Here is an 18,305-nt window from a genome sequence, read left to right on the forward strand (position 1 = left end):
CGCCGGTCCAGGCCCCGATCGTCGACGAGGACTACCCGCCGGCCCGCGGCCGGCGCCAGCCGGAGCTGGAGGCTCCGGCGCCGAGGCAGCGCCGCGCCACCGAGGACGACGATCGCTACGACACCGCCACCCGCGCCATCTCGCGGCGCGACATCGAGGAAGAGCGTTACCGGTACGACGACGAGCCCGCCCCGCGCTCCCGGGGTGGCCGGGCCCAGGAGATCTACGACGCCGGCCCGCGCCGTGGCCGCCGGTTCGACGACGACCCGGAGACCACCGGCACCCGCATGCGCCGCGACGACCTGGAGTCGACCGGCACCCGGATGCGCCGCGATGACCTGGAGTCGACGGGCACGCGGATGCGCCGTGACGACCTGGAGTCGACGGGCACGCGGATGCGCCGCGACGACCTGGAGTCGACCGGCACCCGGATGCGCCGGTACGCCGACGACGAGCCGCCCCCGCGCGCCCGCCGTCGCGAGCCCGAGTTCGACGACCGCCCCCGCGGCCGCCACGACGAGGGTTACGACACCTACGAGGGCTACGAGGACGTCCCCCGCCAGCGTGCCGCCCGGTACGCCGACGAGGAGCCGCCCCGCCGCGCCGACGGCCGGCACAGCAGCCGCAGCCAGTTCGTCGACCTCGCCACCGACCAGTGGGGCAGCGAGCCCGGCTACGAGGACAGCCCGACCATGGTCGACACCGCTCCGCGGCGTTCCCGCCGTGCGGCTCCGCCGGAGGACGAGGGCCGCGGCCGTCGCAACCGCCGCGGCGCTGACGAGGACGACGCCTACTTCTCGCAGCTGCGTGGTGACACGAATTGAGCACGGCACAGGTTCCTCCGGTCACCGCGATCGGCACCCCACGCATCACCGCGGGGTTCGACGAGTACGGCCGCCTCGACCTGATCGCCCACCAGGAGGTGCACGGCGGGTTCGCCGCGCTCTCCTCGGGCGAGCTGGTCGGGCTGGCCGACCGGATCGAGCTGCGCGGGCGGGGCGGCGCGGGTTTCCCGTTCGCCCGTAAGGTGCGCGCGGTCATCGACTCCTGCCGCCGGCAGGAACTGCCCCCGGTGATCGTGGTCAACGCCACCGAGGGTGAGCCGCCGTCCTGGAAGGACAAGGCGGTCCTCACCCGCGGCCCGCACCTGATCCTGGACGGCGCGGCCCTGGCCGCCGCCGCCCTGGACGCCGAGGAGATCGTCATCGGCATCGCCGACGACGGTGTCGGCCAGAGCTCGATCACCGCGGCGCTCGCCGAGCGCAAGATGCCCTGCCCGACCCGGATCGTCACGGTCCCGCACCGGTTCATCTCCGGTGAGGGTGGCGCGCTGGTCCGCGGCATCAACGGCGAGGCGCACATCCCGCCGGGCCGCAAGGTCCGCTCCAGCGACAACGGCGTGATGGGCCTGCCCACCCTGCTCTCCAACGCCGAGACCTTCTCCCAGCTGGCGATCGCCGCCCGGCTCGGGCCGTGGGAGTACAACGCGGTCGGCATCCCCGAGGAGCCGGGCACGGTCATGCTGACCGTCGGCGGCTCGGCCACCGCGCCCGCCGTGGTGGAGGCGCCGACCGGCACCCCGCTCATGGAGGTGCTGGAGATGTGCGGCGCCGACCTCGGCCCCGGCCTGCTGGTCGGCGGCTACCACGGCAAGTGGGTCAGCGCGGCGGCCGCGCGGAACATCACCATCTCCCGTAAGGGTTTCGCCAAGGTCGGCGGCACGCTCGGCGCCGGCATGCTGATCCCGATCGGCTCGAAGACCTGCCCGCTCGGTGAGGTCGCCCAGGTGGTGCAGTACCTGGCCGGTGAGTCGGCCGGTCAGTGCGGCCCGTGCCGGATCGGCCTGCCCGACCTGGCCCGGGCGGTCACGCTGGTGTCGCTCGGCGGCAGCGCGCTGGAGAACGTGCGGCAGGCGGCCGGCCTGGTCAAGGGCCGCGGCGCGTGCAGCCACCCGGACGGCACGTCGCGGTTCGCGCTCTCCGCCCTGGAGGTCTTCCAGGAGGACGTGGCGGCGCACGCCAACGGCGAGGGCTGCGGCAAGCAGGTGCGCGGCATCCTGCCGCTGCCCTACACGGCCGAGAAGGGCGCCCGGAAGCTCGCCCTGGACTGGTCGCGGTGCGACGGGCACGGGCTCTGCTCGGCGGTCGCCCCGGAGATCATCCGGCTTGACCACAACGGCTTCCCGGCGTTCCCGCAGACGCCGCTGCCGCCGTGGCTGGAGGACGGGGCGCGCAAGGCGGTCAACGTCTGCCCGGCGCTGGCCCTGCGCCTGACCGAGCCGACGACTGCGAAGTGAGGCGGAGCCGAGAATGAGAAGGCGTGCGGTCCTGCTGACGGCTGCGCTCGCCCTGGCGGGCTGCACGAACACCCCGGCCCCGGCGAGTCCGGCGGGTCCGGAGGCCCCGGCGTCTCCGGCCGGGCCGGCCGCGCCCAGCCCGAGCGCGGCCAAGAGGAGCACGCCGAAGTCGCTCTCCTTCAAGGGGACGACGCTGGAGGGGGCCGCGTTCGACGCGGCCTCCCTCGCCGGCAAGCCGGCGGTGCTCTGGTTCTGGGCGCCCTGGTGCGCCACCTGCGCCAGCGAGGCCCAGTCGATCGCCGACATCCACGACGAGTACGGCGACCGGCTGGGCATCCTCGGCATCGCCGGCATGGGCACCAAGAAGGCGATGAACGAGTTCGTCAGCGACTTCGAGCTGAGCGCCGTGCCGCACCTCAACGACCCGGGCGGCAAGATCTGGCAGCGGTTCGGGATCGCCCAGCAGAGCTGGTACGTGCTGATCGACCCGGACGGGAAGATCATCCACACCGGTTACCTGGACGACCTCCAGCTGACCGAGAAGGTCCGCGCGCTCACCGCCTGAGCCGCGCTCAGCCGATCGGCGCCTCGGCCCGCAGCACGGTGAGGAACTCCCGCATCCAGTACGGGTGGTCCGGCCAGGCGCGGCCGGTGACCAGCATGCCGTCCACCTGCGCGGCGCTGTCCGCGTACTCGGCGCCGGCGGGCCCGGTGCGGGACCGCCGGCGCCGGCCGGGGGAGCGTGGTCAGAGGGTGGTGGGCGGCGGGGTCGCCGCCGACCAGGCCGGCTTCTCGGCCGGCATCAGCAGCCAGAGCAGCGGGTAGATCAGGATCTGGCTGCCCGGTACGACGAAGAGGATCAGGACGAACAGCAGGCGGGCGCTCCACGGGTCGACCCCGAACCGGCGGCCCAGGCCCGCGCACACACCGGCCAACATCCGGCCGTCCTGGGGGCGGACCAGGCCCTGGCGGGCCATCGTGTCGTGCACGGCGTTCATGGTTGTCTCGCTCTCGTTGAACTCGGCCTTCGCGGTGAAGAACCGGTGACTCAACAGTGACGCGTGGTCACCGCGGAAACCATCGGGCGACGCCCGGATCGAACCCGGAGATCCACCTCCGGGATGTCCGGGAGGGCGGTGTCGCCGGCGCCGGCGTTCTGGTTAACATTCGGGGCTGCGCCGGTGATCATGATCAACCCGCGCAGGGTCTGTTGGGGTAGAGACAGTGCCCGATACAGTGCCAGGCGGTGAAGAGTGAGACCGGCCGAGGGGGCGGTCCGGGGGAGCACGAACATGGTCGATGGCACACTGCCGGGCGATCGGACGCAGCCACTGCGCCCGCGGGATCCCCGCGCCCTCGGCGTCTACGAGTTGGTGGGCCGCCTCGGTGAGGGCGGCATGGGCACCGTCTACCTGGCCCGGGCGGCCAACGGGGTGCTGGTCGCGGTCAAGATGGTCCGTGCCGACCTGGCGCACGACGACGAGTTCCGGCGCCGTTTCCGCAGCGAGGTCAACCGGGCCCGTCAGGTGCCGCCGTTCTGCACCGCCGAGGTCCTCGACGCCGACCCCGACCACGAGTCCCCCTACCTCGTCGTGGAATACGTCGACGGCCCCACCCTGGCCGAGGTGGTCGAGCAGCGCGGCCCGCTGACCAAGGCGAACCTGCACGGGGTGGCGATCGGCGTGGCCACCGCGCTCACCGCGATCCACGGCGCCGGCGTGATCCACCGCGACCTCAAGCCGCGCAACGTGCTGCTGGCGCCCGGCAGCCCCAAGGTGATCGACTTCGGCATCGCCCGGGCCATGGAGGCGACCAGCGCCAACACGCGGACCGACCAGATGGTCGGCACGGTGGCCTACATGGCGCCGGAACGCTTCAGCTCCGACCCGGACACCCCGGTCACCCCGGCCGCCGACGTGTTCGCCTGGGGCAGCGTGGTGGCGTACGCGGGGACCGGCACCACCCCGTTCTACGCCGACTCGCCGCCGGCCACCGCGGCGCGCATCCTCACCCAGCCGCCCCGGCTGGACGGCCTCAGCGGGCCGCTGCGCGACCTGGTCGCGCACGCCCTGGAGAAGGAGCCGGAAAACCGGCCCAGCGCCCGTGAGCTGCTCGACCTGCTGGTCTCCGGCGACCACCCGGCCGCGACCGTGGCCGCGCTCGCCGATCAACCCGGCCTGCGTGCCGCGGCCACCGAGGCACAGGCGGTGACCGGGTACGCGGTGGTGCAGGGCGCCGGCACGGCTACCGTGCCGACCCTGGACATCCCGCCCGGCCTGATCGGCTACGACGAGAACTCGATCGTCACCGTGCCGATCTCACCCGCCCCCGCGCCGGCGCTGCCCGGCCCGCCGCCGCCGGAACCGGCCCGCCGGTGGGTGCTGCCGGCCGCCATCGGCTTCCTGATCCTCGCCGTGGTGGCCGGTGCGGTCATGCTCGCCCTGTCCCTGCGCCGCACGGGTGGTGACTCGGCCACGCCGGTGAAGGAGCCGGTCTCGCCGTCGGCGTCGGTGCCCGCCGACCCGCCCGACCGCGCCGACGCCCTGGTCCGCGAGTCGCTCTGGACCGCGAGCGAGATGCCCAGCAAAGAGGCGAACTGCCACTTCGACGAGGCGCTGGTGGTCTACCGGGCCGGGAACGACCCGTTCAAGTGCCGGGGCCCGCAGGACGAGATGCCGCGGGACTTCCGCGCCGAGGTCGGGGTGCGCCTGCTGACGCCGAAGAGCTGCGCGTCGATCTGGTTCCGCAACTCCGGCCTGAACGGTTACCAGGTGCGCGTCTGCGAGCGCAACATCTACGTCGGCGAGCACCGCAAGGACGGCATCTCGGTGCGGCACACGATGCCGCTGGGCAACGCCCCGATCGCGCTGGGCGCCGCACCCACCCGGATCGGCCTGCAGGTCAGCGGGGACCGGCTGCAGGTGTCCCGGGACGGCATCGTGGTCGACGAGGCGCCGCTGCCGGCCGCCGACCTGAAGACCGGGCGGCTGCTGCTCGGCATCTACACCGACCGGGACGCGCCGGCGAAGGGCCCGTACGAGGTGGCCTTCACCGACCTGAAGGTCTGGTACCTCTGACGACGAGGACCCGGGCGCCCGCCCGGGTCCTCGTCTGTCACGCCGTCTCGCTCAGTCGCGGGTCAGGCCCGCCCGGCGCAGCGCGTCGGCCATCGCGCTGTTGCCGAAGCCGCCGCCCTGACCGCCCCGCTGAGAGCCGCCCTGCTGCCGCGGCTGGCGCTGCCCACCCTGGCGCTGCTGACCGCCGCCCTGGCGCTGCTGGCCGCCTCCCTGGGGCTGCCGTTGCTGGCTGCCGCCGCGGCCCCGCTCCTCCCGGGGCTGACGGCCCTTGTTCGGCTCGTCCGACAGGCGCATGGTCAGCGAGATCCGCTTGCGCTGCTCGTCGACCTCCAGGACGCGGACCTTCACCACGTCACCGGACTTGACGACCTCGCGCGGGTCCTGCACGAACTTGTCCGACAGCGCCGACACGTGCACCAGGCCGTCCTGGTGCACGCCGATGTCGACGAACGCGCCGAACGCCGCCACGTTGGTCACCTGGCCCTCCAGGACCATGCCCGGCTTCAGGTCGGCGATCTTCTCGACGCCCTCGGCGAAGGTGGCCGTGGTGAACGCCGGGCGCGGGTCGCGGCCCGGCTTCTCCAGTTCCTTGAGGATGTCGGTGATCGTCGGCAGGCCGACCGTGTCGGTCACGAACTTGTCCGGCCGGATCGCCTTCAGCAGCGGGCTGTTGCCGATCAGGGTCTTCACGTCGGCGCCGGCGTCCGCCGCGATGGTGCGGACCACCGGGTACGACTCCGGGTGCACGCTGGAGAAGTCGAGCGGGTCCTCGCCGTCGCGGATGCGCAGGAAGCCGGCGCACTGCTCGAACGCCTTCGGGCCGAGCCGGGCGACCTTCTTGATCTCGTTGCGGTTCTTGAACGGGCCGTTCTGGTCGCGGTGCAGCACGATGTTCTCGGCCAGCCCGGCGGTGATCCCGGAGACCCGGGTCAGCAGCGGCGCGGAGGCGGTGTTGATGTCCACTCCGACGCCGTTCACGCAGTCCTCGACCACCGCGTCCAGCGAACGCGCCAGCTTCACCTCGGAGATGTCGTGCTGGTACTGCCCGACGCCGATCGAACGCGGGTCGATCTTCACCAGCTCGGCGAGCGGGTCCTGCAGGCGGCGGGCGATGGAGACCGCACCGCGCAGCGAGACGTCCAGGCCGGGCAGCTCCTGCGAGGCGTACGCCGAGGCGGAGTAGACCGACGCGCCCGCCTCGGAGACCACCACCTTGGTCAGCTTGGCCTCCGGGTGCCGCTTGATCAGCTCGGTGGCGAGCCGGTCGGTCTCCCGGGAGGCGGTGCCGTTGCCGATCGCGATCAGCTCCACGTTGTGCCGGGAGGCGAGCGCGGCGAGCCGGTGGATCGACTCGTCCCACTTGTTCTGCGGCACGTGCGGGTAGATCGTGTCGGTCGCCACCACCTTGCCGGTGGCGTCCACGACGGCCACCTTCACCCCGGTCCGGAAACCCGGGTCCAGGCCCATCGTGGCGCGGGTGCCGGCCGGCGCGGCCAGCAGCAGGTCCCGCAGGTTGGCGGCGAAGACGCGGACCGCCTCGTCCTCGGCCGCCTCGCGCAGCCGGACCCGCAGGTCGGCGCCGAGGTGGATGAGGATCCGGGTCCGCCACGCCCAGCGCACCGTGTCGACCAGCCACCGGTCGCCGGGGCGGCCCTGGTCGCTGATGCCGTTGCGCCCGGCGATGCGGCCCTCGAAGTAGCCCTCGTCCTCCTCGGGGTGCGGCTCCATGGTGAGGTCCAGGACCTCCTCCTTCTCGCCGCGCAGCATCGCCAGGATGCGGTGCGAGGGGAGCTTGGTGTACGGCTCGGCGAAGTCGAAGTAGTCGGCGAACTTGGCGCCGTCGTTCTGCTTGCCGTCGCGGACCTTGGCGATCAGGCGGCCCCGGGTCCACATCTGCTCGCGCAGCTCGCCGATCAGGTCGGCGTCCTCGGCGAACCGCTCGATCAGGATGGCCCGGGCGCCGTCGAGCGCGGCCTGCGGGTCGGCGACACCCCTGTCGGCGTCGACGAACGCCGCGGCGGCCGCCTTCGGGTCGACCGACGGGTCGGTCAGCAGGCCCTCCGCGAGCGGCTCCAGGCCGGCCTCGCGGGCGATCTGCGCCTTGGTCCGGCGCTTCGGCTTGAACGGCAGGTAGATGTCCTCCAGCCGGGCCTTCGTGTCGGCCTCGAGGATCTGCTGCTCCAGGGCGTCGTCGAGCTTGCCCTGCGACCGGATCGACTCCAGCACCGCGGCTCGCCGGTCCTCCAGCTCCCGCAGGTAGCCCAGGCGCTCCTCGAGCGTGCGCAGCTGGGCGTCGTCGAGGGTGCCGGTCACCTCCTTGCGGTAGCGGGCGATGAACGGCACGGTGGCCCCGCCGTCGAGCAGCTCGACCGCGGCGGTGACCTGCCCTTCCCGTACCCCGAGCTCTGAGGCAATGCGTTGATGGATCGCTGTCGTCACGACGACGATTGTTACCGAGCCGGGTCCGTGTTGTCGCGCCGCCCCGCAGGGCCGGTCGCCGACGATCACCCGCTGGACGATGCCGGGAGGGTCTGCAGATCACGCGGCCGGCTCTGTGGTACACCACCGCCGCGCATCGCCCAGAGCGCGGCTTCGGTGCGGGAGGCGGCGCCGGTCTTGCGCAGCAGGTTCGACACGTGCACGGTCACCGTGCGCACCGAGATGCCGAGCGCGGCGGCGATCTGCTTGTTCGCCATCCCCTCGGCGAGACAGCCGAGCACCTCCCGCTCCCGGGCGGTCAGGTCGCAAACGCCGCCCAGCAGCCCCTCCGGGCCGTCGGCGCCCTCCACGGCGAGCAGCTCGCTCAGCCGGTACGGGTTGCCGTCGGTGCGCTGCCACACCGAGGCCACCAGGTCCGGGGTGGGCTCCTGCCCGTACGCCTGCATCAGGACCTCGGCCACCTCGGCCGGGCGCAGCGCGCCCAGATGGCGCCGCACCGTGCCGGGCTGGCCCGCGAGGCGGGCCAGGGTGCGCGCGGTGAGCTGCGGCGACACCGCGGCCTGCGCCGGCTGGCTGGTCACCAGCAGCAGCGCCGGCAGCTGCGCGGCGGCCAGCTCGGCGACCAGGTTGAGGCTGGCCGGGTCGAGGGCGTGCAGATCCTCCACCACCAGCACGGTCGGGCGGCCGGCCACCAGCTCGCGGACGGCGGTGACGGCCAGCCGCAGCAGGGCCTCCGGCGTGTACCGCTCGCGAGGGACGTCCGGGTCCTGCTTGAGCCAGGCCAGAGCGTCGGCGGGTACCTCGATGTCGCGAATGTCACGACCGGTGAGAATCGCGGCGAGCCAGTCGTAGGGCGCCGGCGAATGCACCCGGGCCGTCCCGGCCAGCACCGGCATCGACGGCTCGGCATGCCGCAGGGCGGTCACCAGAGTGCTCTTGCCGGTGCCCGGATCGCCCGTGACCAGGGCGGTAACCATGTCGCCGCGGGTGCGCACACGGGCACACGCCCGCCGCAACTCGTCCAGCGCCGGGGCGCGACCCACCATCGTCACCGCCATCACCACCCAACACTACGTAGGAGGTACTAGAGACAACCGTCCAGGGCGATGGGCAATGCGGTCTACCTGCGCAAACGTCCTTCCGGTCATGAGGCCACCTGGTGGTAGTTAGGTGGTCATCGGCGGCTCGGATGGTACACGCGGCCCCGCGCTGGACGAGCTGCGGCGCTCGTGTGCGTCGGTGCGTTGCGGCGGCGGGCCGGTGACCGTGCTGCTCACGGGTGATCCAGGTGTATCCAGTTGGCTGCGGAGCCGTATAGGGGATGTACCAGCTCCGGTGTGGGTCGGGCGCTGGCCGCAGGTGAACAGGGGCGGATTGCGCCCCCGCCCCTGTTCTGCGGCTCTGGCCCTACGCGAGAGCGTCGACCCACACGTAGAGAGCTTGCGCCCATGAGCCAACACCAACACTCCTCCGATATGTCCGAGCAATGGCGCTGCCTCTTCGAAAGTCCGTCAGCAACCGCCATTCGCAGAACGATGCGCGTGATGCGCGAGCATCCCGACTTTCCAGATTGGGCGCGAGGCGGGGCGACCGACAGCGCACAAGCGGAGGTAGTCGAGCGTTGGCGGAGGAGCGTCGCGCGGTATGTGGAACACGGAGGCCCTGGGCGTCGCCGAGATGACCGTCTAGACCAACTTCTGGAAACGGCCGAAGACTACCTCCTACGCGGGCAGTACGAACGCCTTTCATCTATCTGGAAGAACGCGATCCGCAGCCCAAAATGGGCGGCGCTATCGCGGAGTGCGAAGTGGCTCTACGCAGCGCTCCACGCTCTCGCTCAAGAACGCTCTTCGTGGGGCGGAACCAGCGTTCTGTTGAGTCACCGGGCCGCGCTAAACCTCATTCGCATCCTGGGCGGCCCCACGTACACGAGCCTGGGGACCATCACCAAAGCTCGCGTAGAACTCCTCGCTGCCGGGTTCCTTGACGCCGAGGTCGGACAGCCCTGGGAGAAAGGCAAGAAGAGTGCGCCGACGAAGTGGCTACTAGCGACCACTTTTGGCGGGCCTAATCGTAGAAGTGAACAATCCCTGTTTCCGCCTAGGGATAGTTCACTTATCAACTCCCCCGAGGTTCCTCGACTTAGCGATTCGCAGAGAGCTGAGCTGGATGCAACCTTCGCCGAGCGCCGTCGCAGCCGGGAACAACCAACTGTTCAGGCTATCGGCGTACCAGATCCGACCGAAGATGCCCATGGAGCCGCCACCGATCCGTGGTTGCAAGAACTCAACGATGTGATTGCGAACTTAATCACTCCGCCTACTTCGTCGGAGCCAAGTAAGGAGCAGCCTTCGTCGGAGTTGCGGAAGGAGCAACGGGGTGGGTGGGACGCCTGCGTCGTCCTCGGGGAGTGCTTGAAAGAGAATCTGCCTTATTCCGGACGGCAGCCGTCGAGGCCAACGTGGAAGCAGTGGGAGTTGTCGTTGTTTAGGCGATGTTGTTGTCGTTGACGTCCGCGCTCAACAACGACGTGAGCGTGGACGTCCGCGCTCAACAACGACGTGAGCGTTGACGTCCACGCTCAACAACAAGATGAGCGTTGTCGTTGTCGTTGTTACCTGCGCGAGGTTGTTGTTGATGCCTGCGCTTATCAACATGATGAGTCGACGCGGAGAGTTCGGGTGCCAATACGATCGGCCGTATTGGCATGCAGGCTGGCATGCAGCGCGGGAAAAGGTAATCGCTCAGTCCGTTCGGACCGAGCGATTCGCCCTCGACCGGCTGCCGGGATGCTGGAGAGTGGGGTTCTTCTCTCGCCGCTACACGATCAACTCGTGACCGGGTTGGCCTTCAAGTAGGCGTAGACGGTCTCTCGGCTGATGCCGTACTTCCGGGCTAGATCAGCCTTCCGCTCTCCTGCGGCTGCAAGTTCACGAAGCTCGGCAGCCTGGTCCTCAGAGAGGGCCGGCTTCCGGCCGGTGTATACGCCGCGTTGTTTGGCCGCAGCGATGCCCTCACGTTGCCGTTCGAGGATCAGCGCCCTCTCGAACTCCGCGAAGGCCCCCATGACGGACAACAGCAAGTTCGCCATCGGCGAGTCCTCGCCGGTGAAGGTCAGGCCCTCCTTTAGAAACTCGACCTTCACGCCCTTCTCAGTCAACGTGCGGACGAGTCGGCGGAGATCGTCCAGGTTGCGAGCGAGGCGATCCATGCTGTGCACGGTGACGGTGTCGCCCTGGCGGACGAACGCGATCAGCTCTTCGAGCTGCGGGCGCTTGGAGTCCTTGCCGGACGCCTTGTCGGTGAAGACCCGCTCGACCTCGATGCCGTCCAACTGCCGAGCAGTGTTCTGATCGACCGTGCTGACTCGCATGTATCCGACCCGCATTCAGGTAGCTCCCTCTAGTCCGTGGCGTCAGGTTAGACCCTAGGAAGTAGCCGTACATGCGTCAAGAAATTGTGATATGGACTCTAATCCGACACTTTCCCTGGCGCTTGCGAGTGCCCACCTGGACTACACCCCAGCGCCACGGTTCGGGCGGTGATCTAGCGGCAGTTACTCGCACTCCTCGTACGCCGTTGTCGGACTCACGTCTTCGGTGATGCCGTCAGCCCACGCAATCTCAATGAAGCCTCTGATCTCCGAACTAGGCCCGACGCCCGCTACCTCAACGCACTCCGGCTTCTGCGCGTCCCGGCTGTCCCGCAAGTACTTCCTGCCAGCGACAAGCCCATTGGCAAGTGTTGTCACGATGCATCCCCCGATCGTCCTGTCGAAAGAAGTCCACCAGACACGGACGGAGATCAACCGTAAAACGCCGATGTAGCACCGACTGGACATGACTAGACCGATCGGTCTGTTCGCGTTCTGGCGGGGATTCATCCATCTGGGACATGGATGCGCCAGGCGTCGCAGGGATGATCGCCTGCTGTCACCCTTGCTGGCCAGCTCAGGTTGCACTGTCTTCGGCGCAAGAGGGCCTGATTGATGCTCAAGCCTGGCCGAAGGTCTATCGCCTTCGGGGGATCTTTGGAGCGCAGAGTTCCGATAGACGTGCGTGACGCTTATTTGATCTCTCCGCGGACCGATACTCGGGGCGGCACGCAGACAGGCGGCCATGCTGACCAGCTCACACGAGGAATCCCATGACACGTAAGCGCCGCAATCTGCGATACAACCCGCCGCCGAACTGGCCGACCCTGGCTCGGGGATGGGCGCCACCGCCGGGATGGACGCCTGATCCCTCGTGGGGACCTGCGCCGATCGGATGGCCGCTATGGCTTGAAGAGCGGAGTTGGTTCGTACGGCACAAGGTGCTCACAGGCCTCGGATCAGCATTCGTGGCGGTCTCGATTCTCTGTGTCATCGGTGGTATCGCCTCGGCCGGCGACCAACCCACCGGAGCAGATACGCAGACCGTTTCGGCGAGTGGCGCCGAGAACGAACATGAGACGGCGGACAAGGCTGCGGCGGACAAGGCTGCGGCCGAGAAGGCTGCGGCGGACAAGGCTGCGGCCGAGAAGGCTGCGGCGGACAAGGCTGCGGCCGAGAAGGCTGCGGCGGACAAGGCTGCGGCCGACCAAGCGGCGGCCAAGAAAGCAGCGGCCGAGAAGGCGGCCAAGGAGAAAGCCGCCGAGGAGAAAGCCGCCGAGGAGAAAGCCGCCAAGGCGGCTGCCAATCGCCGCGTCGCTATGCCTGACCTGGTCGGCCTCAAGCTCAACATCGCTGCGAGCGCTTGGCAAAACCGAGGGCTTACTAACGTCACTGTGTGCCGGACTCCCGGCGGCGACGTTCCCCTCTGGTTCTCCAACTGGCGTGTGATCGGTCAGTCGGTACCGGCGGGCAAGAAGATCAAGGTGGGAACCGAGGTCTGCCTGGACGCCATGAAGGACTCCGACATGTGACGACGCTTGGATCCGTCTCTACCGTGTGCACGTCGGGTATGTGGAAGCCTGACCGGCATGCCTTCGACTGTCCGGTACGACTCGCACAATCGCTGGTGGTTCGCGAACGAGCAGCGATATGACGACGGAGTCAGTTCCATCGTCATCAAGCACGGGGATTTGGCCGTCACGATGGCGACGGATCTAGCGCGTGAGCTTCGGAGGGCGCATAGGTACGGCATGGCGCCCGGATTCGTGTACATCGACGTGGCACCGGACGACGAGTATGAGCCGAAGGGCGCTCACGTTGAGCCGGTTTCGTTCACGCTGCTCGACGATGGTCGGTTCGCTGTGCATTGCGACCTCATCAGCCGTGACTTCTACGACGCCTTCGACGATGACGGCTCATTTCGCCGCATGGTCGAGCAGCTTAGTAGCCCTTTCCTTCGGCGCTGCGGCGCCGAGTTGATCAGCGCGAGTCCTGATGGAGGGCGTGTCAGCGCTCCCTACTTTCACGAGGCGGTTCTTGCTGCCCCTACCCGCAACAGGACCCTGGAAGCGCTTTACAGGATCGGCGAAGGGCTCATCACGCTGTTCGGCGCGGCGAGTACCGGGCAGTTGACCCGTGAGACGGTGGGAGATCTCCTGGCCGCTGGCCAAGCGGACGTCCTTCTCGGACAGCCTGAGGGACCGTGGCTCGACGTCAAGTCCGCCCACTATGACCTGACGACGCCCCGGGGCAAGATCTCGCTTGCTGAGGCGGTCAGCAGGTTCGCCAACGCCGAAGAGGGCGGCATCGTCGTAGTCGGCATGGGGACCAAGAAGATTCCGGGCGGCGAGCTGATCAACGCACTGAAGCCGGTCCCGATCGACACGGGGATCGTCCGGCGCTACCGACAGGCTCTGGAGACGTGCCTCTTCCCCTTTCCGGTAGGCCTGGTCATCAGGTCAGTAGAACTCGCTCCGGGCAGCGGCCTGATCCTCATATCGCTGCCCCCGCAGGAGGAGGAGCTGAAGCCCTTCCTGGTCCATGGCGCGATCGTGGGTGACCGCATCGAGGGTGCCTACATCAGCATCGTTCGGCGGAGCGGGGAAGACTCGATCCCGATCACGGCCCAGCAGATTCACGGGACTCTCGCTGCGGGTCGTGCGCTTCTGCGACGGGGCCAGATCCCACCGGCCGCGCATGGCCCGGGCGATGGCTGATGACGTCCTGGTGAGGGTTCACCTATCCATGACATAGATGATCAGTGACGCAGCGCCGAGGTGATCGCCTACTCCTGAGGAGGGGTGAATCCACGGGGGCAGCTAGTTAGTCATATGCGACGGGCGAGTCGCTCGCGCGCTGGATCGTCGTGGTTGAGTCCTCAGGCAGACTGGGCGGAGTGAAGCGGCATAGGGAAACGCTCAACGTCACGCATCCGGACGTCGCCGCGCAGTGGCATCCCGTCGCTAACGGCACCTTGACCGCGGCCAAGGTCACCGCCGGTTCCAAGAAGATGGTCACCTGGCAGTGCGAGCGCGGGCATTCCTGGGAAGCGATTGTCCAGCACCGCACGCGGGGTATCGGCTGCCCGTACTGCTCAGGTAAGCGGCCAATCGTCGGTGAGACGGATCTGGCGACCGTGCACCCCGAGTTGGCCGCCGAGTGGCACCCGACGCGGAACGGGACACGGACGCCAACGGACGTGACGCCCGGATCCGACTACAAGGCTTGGTGGGTCGCACGATGTGGCCACGAATGGCGAGCAACCGTTACCAACCGCCGTCGCGGAACGGGCTGCCCGACATGCAATGCGGCCATCGGCCCTCGGAGCGGCAAGATCCGCCCTGGTCAGTATCCTCAGCTTGAGAACGAGTGGGATCCCGACCGCAACGCGGGCAAGAGTCTGGCCGACTACAGCGCCGGTTCGAAGTATCGGGCTGCGTGGCTGTGCGAGCACGGACACCGCTACGAAGCTCGGATCCAGCACCGGATCAAGCCCGTCGGTGCTGTCGCTGCGGGATGCCCCCACTGTTTCGGTAGGTACCCCGTAGCAGGGGTCAATGACTTGGCTCATGTGGCGCCCGACGTCGCGGCGACGTGGCACCCGTCCAAGAACGAGAACCTTCGGCCTGACCAAATTCACGCAGCGGCGAACGGCTCGTACTGGTGGCAGTGCGAGCATGGTCACGAGTGGAGGACTCAGGTCTTCCAGCGAACCGTCTTCAAAACCGGCTGTCCCACCTGCTACGGCCGGCTAGTCGAGCCCGGGTTCAACGACCTTGCGACGCTTCGGCCTGACCTCGCCAAGGAATGGCACCCGACCAAGAACGGCAACTTGAAACCCTCCGAGGTCGGCCTCTCACCAGCTACGGAGGCGTGGTGGCTAGGGGCGTGTGGGCATGAGTGGTCCGGCCCGATCGCCCGGCGCACTAGCGCGGGCCGCGGTTGCCCGGAATGCGTGCTCGTCCAACAGTCAAAGATCGAGAGGGAGTTCTTCGAGAGCCTGTGCGAGATTTTGACGGATGCCCAACATGGCGCCCGCGTTGAAGCACCCTGGGGGAAGCGTCGCACCGCGAGCGTTGACATCCTCGGCACGTACGAGTCAGAGGCTGTCGTGGTCGAGTACGACGGTTCGTACTGGCACGCTGAGAAGACCGACACCGACACCGAGAAGACGGCGGCTCTGCTCTCCGCTGGCTACACCGTGATAAGGATCCGTGAGCAGAAGCAGAGCGGAGGGCTCCTTCCCTTGCCGCTGAACAGTGCAAACCTTCTCCAGGTCAACTATCAGTGGGAAAGAGCCGGCGAGGTTGATCGAGTGCTAGGCGAGATCAGCGCCTGGCTCGTAACCCGGAGATCTAGCCGGCAGCCTTCTGGCGGTTGATCACATGGGGGTGCGGCTACTCCTTCCGCACTTGCGCCTCTCTATGCCTCCAAGCCAGGAGCGAGAAATCGCGCGCTTGAACCTAACTCGCGGAATTGGTGTGTACCTGTACGCGGCTGAACCCTGCGGCGCTCACCGTCTGTAACCGGACAGTGATCTTCATGGATCAGTTGCTAACCTCCCATGCCAAAGCGCGACGGAAGGATGTCCGTGATCAAGGCGAAGCTAGAGATGCAGCGGGCGGCGGCGAAGTTCGCCATATTCCTCACGGGCATCTACGCCTTGATGCTTTTTGCCCTGCTCGTCAGCACCCTGAAGGACGGCATGACGCCTATAGCGGCCTGGCCGATCATCCTCACTCCCGGAGCGGCTTTCATCTATTCCTTTGTTGACGCGGTCAAGATTCACCGGACCACAGACGAGGGCGAGGCTGCCAAGCTGTGGCGTCGGAGTTTGCTCTACGCGGTGATCGGCACGGTCCTTCTGGTCGTCGCCGCCCTCATGGTCAACAGGATCACGCCGGTATGACATTCAGAGTGGACCCGATGGCGTTGCGGGAGTACGCACGCCAACTCGGCGACGTGGAACGGGTCGCCGAAGAAGCCGATCGCTACATCAGCGTGCACGGGAGCTTCTCGTTGCACGAGGGGGGACTGATCGGCCTGCTGGCTGGCAGCCATGAAAGGTTGGTCGGCGAGCTTCATCAGTTGCTTGCTCACCTCAAGAAGCTCGGCGCCGATTCTCAGGCCTCCTTGCGTGCTGCAGCGGAACGCTGCGAGACGACGGACCTGCAGTCAGCGGCGGAGATCGACGCCGAATATCCCGCCGTGCCGCGCGGCCTGGAATTTCAGGATTGAGTCGGACGGGGAACTGATGTGACTGACCCGACCGCCCAGCTTGTAGCTCCGTCGGCACCCGACGAGACCCTCACCAACAGGTTCGTCAACCCGCTAGACGTCTTCAACTACGTCAGTCCCGCCGCTTGGATCAACGACGGCATCGAGAAGGCAACCGGCATCGACATCTTCGGCCATTTCACCGACGCCATTGCTGGTGAGTGGGACGCGGTGTGGAAGTTCGGCGAAGCGCTCGGCAACTTGGCCAACTGCTTCCAAGAACTCGGAATCAACATCCAGCACGGCATGCTGGAACTCGACGAGACCTGGGACGGGAACGCTGCTGACGCCGCTTACCAGTACTTCTCGACCTTCGCAGGCGCGGTCAGCGGTCAACAGATCGATCTGACCCAGATTCAGGAGAACTACCGGCAGGCTGCCCTAGGCGCGTGGCAGCTTTCTAACCAGCTCGGCAACATCATGCAGGCCATTGCCGACAAGTTCCTGATCAGCGCCATCTCCTTTGCGGCGGGCAGCGCAACGGCATACACCGGCGTCGGAGCGGTCGCAGGCTATGGCGTTGCTGCGCTACAAGTCGCTCATATGTTGAGGCTCTTCAACGACGCTTCATTGAAGATCAACACGGCTGGCACCGTCATTCTTAGCCTTCTGGGTGGAAGGATGACCCTCGGCTACCAGGGTGGAAGCCTCTCCGCGATGCCTCTTCCCGCAACGCCCTACACGACTCCGGGAGCCTGAATTGGTTCGAGACTCCGTGCGCGATGAGCTGGAACGGATGGCGGGCAGCCCAGCACTCGCCGAGGAGCTACGGCGAAACCTGGAAAGGCTGCGGGACGGCGTGGCCGGCCCAGAACTGGCGGAGATGGCGCGTGACGTCCTGAGCGGACAGATCACGTTGCGCGACGTAGCACGGAGTGCGGCGTACTCGGGGCCGATCCTTCAGGCGATGGAGCGGTTTCGGGAGTGCGAGGAGCAACTGAGCGACGAAGAACGCGCTGACCAGACCAGCAAAGCCGCTGAGCGCTTCGGTGAGGACCGCGACTGAGCCGAGATACCGGCCCCTGCGTTGCACCTCTGCCGTGCCGTCGAGCCACGCTAGAACCTGTCACCTAGCGACTTTCTGCGCGCGGCCTCGTGCGCACGGGCTACCGCGTTCGACCTGCCGTAGACGCTCAGCATCGTCCGTGAGCGCCATCCGTACAGAACCATGGCGTCGTTTTCTGATCCGTCATTGGCAAACCACCGGTCGGCCGATGTGTGCCGTAGCTGGTGGGGCTTGATCTTTGAGACTCCGGCTTGCTTGCACCGGACCTCCAAGATCTGAGCCACCGCCCAGTGCGTCATCGGTCCAAACCGGCCCAGCCAGACCGCCTCAGAGTCACTGTGACGGTGTTTCTCCCTCAACTGCATGTACTGGGCAAGGGCGAGCCCCGTGCGGCCGCTATAGGGCATGTAGCGGATGCGGTCGCCCTTGCCGTGGAGGCGGATCAGGTCGTTGTCCATGTCCAGGCCGTCCATCGTCATAGAAGCAAGCTCAGAGCGACGTGGACCGCCGGGTTCCAGCATCACCCGGATCATGGCGTTGTCTCGCCGGTCCCGGAAATCACGCCCGGCGCACGCGGTCAGAAGTTTCCGAAGATCGGACTCCGTGACAATCGCTGGCGCACGATCAGGCACCTGTGGCTCGTCGATCGCGGCCATGGGGTTTCGGGTCATCAGCTCTTCGCGAACAGCCCAACGGTAGAAGATCTTCAATCCAATGAAGTACGTCCGCACCGTGGCAGGCGACTGGGCTTGACCCGATTCGACGGACAGGGTCGATGAGTTGATCTTCACGCTACCTTGAGGGCGGGTAGCGGGGCGAGGCTGGTGCCCGTCTCGT

General features: G+C 67.7%; 15 protein-coding genes and 1 pseudogene. 11 read left to right on the forward strand and 5 right to left on the reverse strand.

Annotated elements, in window-relative coordinates:
* The 3 genes and pseudogenes from AB0F81_RS43580 to AB0F81_RS43590 form a co-directional block, all read left to right on the forward strand.
* Nucleotides 1–824 (forward strand): annotated as a pseudogene (locus AB0F81_RS43580) (translation initiation factor III); the annotation flags it as partial.
* Nucleotides 821–2,296 (forward strand): NADH-ubiquinone oxidoreductase-F iron-sulfur binding region domain-containing protein, encoded by a 1,476-nt coding sequence (locus tag AB0F81_RS43585; protein ID WP_360208644.1) that lies wholly within the window; start codon nucleotides 821–823, stop codon nucleotides 2,294–2,296. The pseudogene AB0F81_RS43580 and the gene AB0F81_RS43585, both read left to right, overlap by 4 nt.
* 13 nt (nucleotides 2,297–2,309) lie before the next feature.
* A complete protein-coding gene (locus AB0F81_RS43590; RefSeq protein WP_360208647.1) occupies nucleotides 2,310–2,861 on the forward strand; it encodes a redoxin domain-containing protein in 552 nt (183 codons plus the stop codon).
* 181 nt (nucleotides 2,862–3,042) lie between these two features.
* Here AB0F81_RS43590 and AB0F81_RS43595 read toward each other — a convergent pair whose 3' ends face one another.
* On the reverse strand, nucleotides 3,043–3,348 hold the full coding sequence (locus tag AB0F81_RS43595) for a PspC domain-containing protein (protein WP_360208650.1): 306 nt from the start codon (nucleotides 3,346–3,348) through the stop codon (nucleotides 3,043–3,045).
* A gap of 240 nt (nucleotides 3,349–3,588) precedes the next feature.
* On the opposite strand from AB0F81_RS43595, the gene AB0F81_RS43600 reads away from it, so the two are divergent.
* Nucleotides 3,589–5,373, forward strand: coding sequence for a serine/threonine-protein kinase (locus AB0F81_RS43600; RefSeq protein ID WP_360208652.1), 1,785 nt, complete (start codon nucleotides 3,589–3,591; stop codon nucleotides 5,371–5,373).
* A 51-nt stretch (nucleotides 5,374–5,424) separates the two neighbouring features.
* On the opposite strand, the gene AB0F81_RS43605 is transcribed toward AB0F81_RS43600, so the two are convergent.
* From AB0F81_RS43605 to AB0F81_RS43615, 3 genes are all read right to left on the reverse strand, one after another.
* Nucleotides 5,425–7,812: a Tex family protein gene (locus tag AB0F81_RS43605; RefSeq protein ID WP_360208655.1), complete on the reverse strand. Its 2,388-nt coding sequence runs from the start codon at nucleotides 7,810–7,812 to the stop codon at nucleotides 5,425–5,427.
* A 65-nt stretch (nucleotides 7,813–7,877) separates the two neighbouring features.
* Nucleotides 7,878–8,870 (reverse strand): LuxR family transcriptional regulator, encoded by a 993-nt coding sequence (locus tag AB0F81_RS43610; RefSeq protein ID WP_360208683.1) that lies wholly within the window; start codon nucleotides 8,868–8,870, stop codon nucleotides 7,878–7,880.
* Nucleotides 8,871–10,639: 1,769 nt separating this feature from the next.
* Nucleotides 10,640–11,200: a recombinase family protein gene (locus AB0F81_RS43615; RefSeq protein ID WP_360208657.1), complete on the reverse strand. Its 561-nt coding sequence runs from the start codon at nucleotides 11,198–11,200 to the stop codon at nucleotides 10,640–10,642.
* Between the two features lie 953 nt (nucleotides 11,201–12,153).
* Here AB0F81_RS43615 and AB0F81_RS43620 point away from each other — a divergent pair.
* From AB0F81_RS43620 to AB0F81_RS43650, 7 genes are all read left to right on the forward strand, one after another.
* On the forward strand, nucleotides 12,154–12,717 hold the full coding sequence (locus AB0F81_RS43620; protein ID WP_360208660.1) for a PASTA domain-containing protein: 564 nt from the start codon (nucleotides 12,154–12,156) through the stop codon (nucleotides 12,715–12,717).
* Nucleotides 12,718–12,774: 57 nt separating this feature from the next.
* Complete coding sequence (locus tag AB0F81_RS43625) at nucleotides 12,775–13,902, forward strand: hypothetical protein (protein ID WP_360208663.1); 1,128 nt, start codon at nucleotides 12,775–12,777, stop codon at nucleotides 13,900–13,902.
* Between the two features lie 179 nt (nucleotides 13,903–14,081).
* Nucleotides 14,082–15,566 (forward strand): zinc-ribbon domain-containing protein, encoded by a 1,485-nt coding sequence (locus AB0F81_RS43630; protein WP_360208666.1) that lies wholly within the window; start codon nucleotides 14,082–14,084, stop codon nucleotides 15,564–15,566.
* Nucleotides 15,567–15,776: 210 nt separating this feature from the next.
* Nucleotides 15,777–16,094 carry a hypothetical protein gene (locus AB0F81_RS43635; RefSeq protein WP_360208669.1) on the forward strand — a complete coding sequence of 106 codons (318 nt, stop codon included), beginning with the start codon at nucleotides 15,777–15,779 and terminating at the stop codon, nucleotides 16,092–16,094.
* A 17-nt stretch (nucleotides 16,095–16,111) separates the two neighbouring features.
* Complete coding sequence (locus AB0F81_RS43640) at nucleotides 16,112–16,423, forward strand: hypothetical protein (RefSeq protein WP_360208672.1); 312 nt, start codon at nucleotides 16,112–16,114, stop codon at nucleotides 16,421–16,423.
* 18 nt (nucleotides 16,424–16,441) lie between these two features.
* Nucleotides 16,442–17,161 carry a hypothetical protein gene (locus AB0F81_RS43645; protein WP_360208675.1) on the forward strand — a complete coding sequence of 240 codons (720 nt, stop codon included), beginning with the start codon at nucleotides 16,442–16,444 and terminating at the stop codon, nucleotides 17,159–17,161.
* Between the two features lie 16 nt (nucleotides 17,162–17,177).
* The gene (locus AB0F81_RS43650) at nucleotides 17,178–17,468 is read left to right on the forward strand and encodes a hypothetical protein (RefSeq protein WP_360208678.1); all 291 of its coding nucleotides are present in this window, start codon (nucleotides 17,178–17,180) and stop codon (nucleotides 17,466–17,468) included.
* Nucleotides 17,469–17,518: 50 nt separating this feature from the next.
* Here the strand turns inward: AB0F81_RS43650 and AB0F81_RS43655 are convergent.
* Nucleotides 17,519–18,305: tyrosine-type recombinase/integrase (locus AB0F81_RS43655; protein WP_360208680.1), on the reverse strand; the 787-nt coding region annotated here is incomplete at its 5' end.

This window comes from Actinoplanes sp. NPDC024001, assembly GCF_040638955.1.
In the GTDB taxonomy this organism is placed as follows: domain Bacteria; phylum Actinomycetota; class Actinomycetes; order Mycobacteriales; family Micromonosporaceae; genus Actinoplanes.

Coding starts and splice junctions, on each gene's coding strand:
- AB0F81_RS43610 (WP_360208683.1), bottom strand. CDS start 8,870: ATGGCGGTGACGATGGTGGGTCGCGCCCCGGCGCTGGACGAGTTGCGG.
- AB0F81_RS43625 (WP_360208663.1), top strand. CDS start 12,775: ATGCCTTCGACTGTCCGGTACGACTCGCACAATCGCTGGTGGTTCGCG.
- AB0F81_RS43640 (WP_360208672.1), top strand. CDS start 16,112: ATGGCGTTGCGGGAGTACGCACGCCAACTCGGCGACGTGGAACGGGTC.
- AB0F81_RS43590 (WP_360208647.1), top strand. CDS start 2,310: ATGAGAAGGCGTGCGGTCCTGCTGACGGCTGCGCTCGCCCTGGCGGGC.
- AB0F81_RS43615 (WP_360208657.1), bottom strand. CDS start 11,200: ATGCGGGTCGGATACATGCGAGTCAGCACGGTCGATCAGAACACTGCT.
- AB0F81_RS43600 (WP_360208652.1), top strand. CDS start 3,589: ATGGTCGATGGCACACTGCCGGGCGATCGGACGCAGCCACTGCGCCCG.